The sequence below is a fragment of the Accumulibacter sp. genome, from assembly GCF_029255125.1.
Taxonomy (GTDB): domain Bacteria; phylum Pseudomonadota; class Gammaproteobacteria; order Burkholderiales; family Rhodocyclaceae; genus Accumulibacter.
The window spans coordinates 1-3,431 of sequence record NZ_JAPUVR010000077.1; the positions used below are offsets into that span (position 1 = coordinate 1).

The window sequence follows — 3,431 nt, forward strand, 5'->3', positions numbered from 1 at the left end:
CGCCATACTTCTTCGCCAGAATCGTCGTAATCGCCGCCGTCAGCGTCGTCTTGCCATGATCGACGTGCCCAATCGTGCCCACATTCACGTGCGGCTTCGTACGTTCGAATTTTCCCTTGGCCATTTACCGTTTCCTCACTCAAGTCCTATTTCTTGTTGATCACCGCTTCAGCGACGTTCTTCGGTGCCTCGGCATAATGCTTGAATTCCATCGAATACGTGGCGCGCCCCTGCGACAGGGAGCGTAGCGTCGTCGCGTAACCAAACATCTCGGCGAGCGGCACCTCGGCTTTGATCGCCTTCATATTGCCGGGCAGATCTTCCATTCCCTGGACCATCCCACGGCGGCTGGACAGATCGCCCATCACGTTGCCCATGTAGTCCTCCGGGGTCTCGACCTCGACCGCCATCATCGGTTCGAGCAACGTCGGCGCGGCACGCCGCATGCCCTCCTTGAAGGCAATCGCCGCGGCCATCCGGAAGGCGTTCTCGTTCGAATCAACGTCGTGGTAGGAACCTTCGAAGAGCGTGAACTTGACATCGACGACCGGAAAGCCGGCCAGCACGCCACTGGTGATCGCGTCCTGCAGGCCCTTGTCGACCGCCGGAATGTATTCGCGCGGCACCGTTCCGCCCTTGATCGCGTCAACGAACTCGTAGCCCTTGCCCGCCTCGTTGGGCTCGATCTTCAGCCAGACGTGTCCGTACTGCCCGCGTCCACCCGACTGCTTGACAAACTTCCCTTCTTGTTCGACAGCCTTCTTGATGCACTCGCGGTAGGCAACTTGCGGCGCGCCAACGTTGGCGTCCACGCCGAACTCGCGCTTAAGACGGTCAACGATGATTTCAAGGTGCAGCTCACCCATACCGGAAATAATCGTCTGCCCAGACTCTTCGTCAGTACGCACACGGAACGATGGATCCTCCTGCGCCAGCCGACCGAGAGCGACACTCATCTTCTCCTGGTCCTGCTTCGTCTTCGGCTCGACTGCGACGTGAATCACCGGCTCGGGGAAGATCATGCGCTCGAGCGTGATGGTCGCCGCCGGGTCACACAGCGTTTCACCGGTGGTCACTTCTTTCAGGCCAACACAGGCGGCAATATCGCCCGCCAGGACCTCCTTGATTTCCTCACGGTTGTTGGCGTGCATCTGGAGGAGGCGACCGATCCGCTCGCGCTTGCCCTTGGTCGGGTTGTACACCGTGTCGCCCGACTTGAGCGCACCGGAATAGACGCGGATGAAAGTGAGCTGGCCGACGTAGGGGTCGGTCATCAGTTTGAAGGCGAGCGCCGAGAACTTGGCGTCGTCGGCGGCTGCACGCGTCGTCGAGCTTCCGTCGTCCTTTTCGCCAACTACCGGCGGAATGTCTACCGGTGACGGCAGGAGGTCGATGACCGCATCGAGCATCCGTTGCACGCCCTTGTTCTTGAAAGCCGTACCACAGAGGGCGGGCTGAATCTCGCAAGCGATTGTCCGCCGCCGCAGGCCTTCGATAATGTCGGCTTCGCTCAGATCGCCTTCCTCGAGGTACTTGTCCATCAACTCTTCGCTCGATTCGGCCGCCGCTTCGACCATCTTGCCACGCCACTCGTCGGCCTCGGCACGCAGCTCGGCCGGTATTTCGCGATAGTCGAACTTCATTCCCAGCGACGCTTCATCCCAATAGATGGCCTTCATCTTGATCAGGTCGACGACGCCTTCAAAGCGTTCTTCCCGCCCAATCGGAATGACGATCGGTATCGGATTCGCCTTCAGACGGAGCTTCATCTGCTCGACGACCTTGAAGAAATCCGCACCCTGGCGATCCATCTTGTTGACGAAGGCAAGCCGCGGAACCTTGTACTTGGTCGCCTGCCGCCAGACGGTCTCGGACTGTGGCTGAACCCCACCGACCGCGCAGTAGATCATGCACGCGCCGTCCAGGACACGCATCGAGCGCTCGACCTCAATCGTGAAGTCGACGTGCCCTGGCGTATCGATGATGTTGATTCTGTGCTCCGGGCGATCGAGCTGCATTCCTTTCCAGAAGCAGGTCGTAGCGGCCGAGGTGATCGTGATCCCGCGCTCCTGCTCCTGCGCCATCCAGTCCATCGTGGCCGCACCGTCGTGGACTTCACCAATCTTGTGGTTGATCCCGGTATAGAAGAGGATGCGCTCGGTTGCCGTGGTTTTGCCGGCGTCGATGTGCGCGCTGATACCAATGTTCCGGTAACGCTCAATAGGGGTTTTGCGTGCCACAGTATAAGCCTTGAATGATAAAGAACGATCGACGGCGGCTCTGGCCGCCGCGAGTGGTGCCCTAGAACCGGAAGTGTGCGAAGGCCTTGTTGGCCTCAGCCATGCGGTGAACCTCGTCGCGCTTCTTCACCGCGCCACCGCGACTCTCAGAGGCGTCGAGCATCTCGGCCGCCAAACGCTGCCCCATCGACTTTTCCGACCGCTTGCGTGCCGACTCGCGCAGCCAACGCATCGCCAACGCCATGCGCCGACTCGGCCGGACTTCAACGGGAACCTGGTAGTTGGCGCCGCCCACACGCCGGCTCTTGACCTCGACCAACGGCTTGATGTTGCCGAGCGCCGAGCCGAACACCTCGAGCGGATCCTTGCCGCTCTTGTTGACGATCTGGTCGAAGGCGCCATAAACGATGCGCTCGGCGACGGACTTCTTGCCGCTCTTCATGATCGTATTGACGAACTTCGAAACGTCAACGCTGCCGAACTTCGGGTCGGGCAAAATATCGCGTTTGGGCACTTCACGGCGACGGGGCATAACAACCTCTCTTAATTACAATTCAGTCGAAGGGGGACACGCATGCCCCTCCCGGCTACGCGTCGAGCGCGACCTTCGCGCCAACAACCACTCAAGCAGCCTTCGGCCGCTTGGTACCGTATTTTGAACGACCCTGTTTGCGCTTCTTCACGCCCTGGGTGTCCAGCGAGCCGCGCACGGTGTGGTAGCGAACGCCCGGCAGATCCTTGACGCGACCACCTCGAATCAGGACCACCGAGTGCTCCTGCAGATTGTGGCCTTCCCCGCCAATATACGAGATCACCTCGAAGCCGTTCGTCAAGCGCACCTTGCACACCTTGCGCAGGGCCGAGTTCGGTTTTTTCGGCGTCGTCGTGTAAACACGGGTGCACACGCCGCGCTTCTGAGGACAGTTCCCAAGAGCAGGCACTTTGCTCTTGCTGCGTACCGCTTCCCGAGGCTTGCGCACGAGCTGGTTTATGGTTGGCATTCTTCCACCCCTATTTTCGATGCAGTCACCGGCAGAACAAAAAAGCGGCACCTGCAGGAGACCAGCGCAATCAGACGATCACCCTGGCGATAGACATGACCCGCGCTCGCAACACAAAACGCGCCGACCGCGACAAAGACCGGCGATTTTATGGGTTCTGCTGCCGCAAGTCAAGCAATGGCGCATACCG

Annotated in this window: 5 protein-coding genes; 1 reads left to right on the plus strand and 4 read right to left on the minus strand. The window is 60.0% G+C overall.

Annotation, left to right across the window (positions count from 1 at the left end; all coding sequences use genetic code 11):
• The 4 genes from Q1L59_RS04300 to rpsL all read right to left on the minus strand — a co-directional run.
• Positions 1-124 (minus strand): GTP-binding protein (locus Q1L59_RS04300; RefSeq protein ID WP_300328532.1); only part of this gene is annotated, 124 nt, incomplete at its 3' end.
• 22 nt (positions 125-146) lie between these two features.
• Positions 147-2,240, minus strand: a complete 2,094-nt coding sequence (fusA, locus tag Q1L59_RS04305) for an elongation factor G (protein ID WP_300328518.1) — start codon at positions 2,238-2,240, stop codon at positions 147-149.
• Between the two features lie 61 nt (positions 2,241-2,301).
• Complete coding sequence (rpsG, locus tag Q1L59_RS04310) at positions 2,302-2,772, minus strand: 30S ribosomal protein S7 (protein WP_300328521.1); 471 nt, start codon at positions 2,770-2,772, stop codon at positions 2,302-2,304.
• Between the two features lie 91 nt (positions 2,773-2,863).
• A complete protein-coding gene (rpsL, locus tag Q1L59_RS04315; protein WP_287652050.1) occupies positions 2,864-3,241 on the minus strand; it encodes a 30S ribosomal protein S12 in 378 nt (125 codons plus the stop codon).
• Between rpsL and Q1L59_RS04320 the strand changes: the two genes are divergently transcribed.
• A partial coding sequence (locus Q1L59_RS04320) for a hypothetical protein (protein WP_300328529.1) occupies positions 3,235-3,431 on the plus strand: 197 nt, incomplete at its 3' end. The two genes, rpsL and Q1L59_RS04320, sit on opposite strands and share 7 nt — an antisense overlap.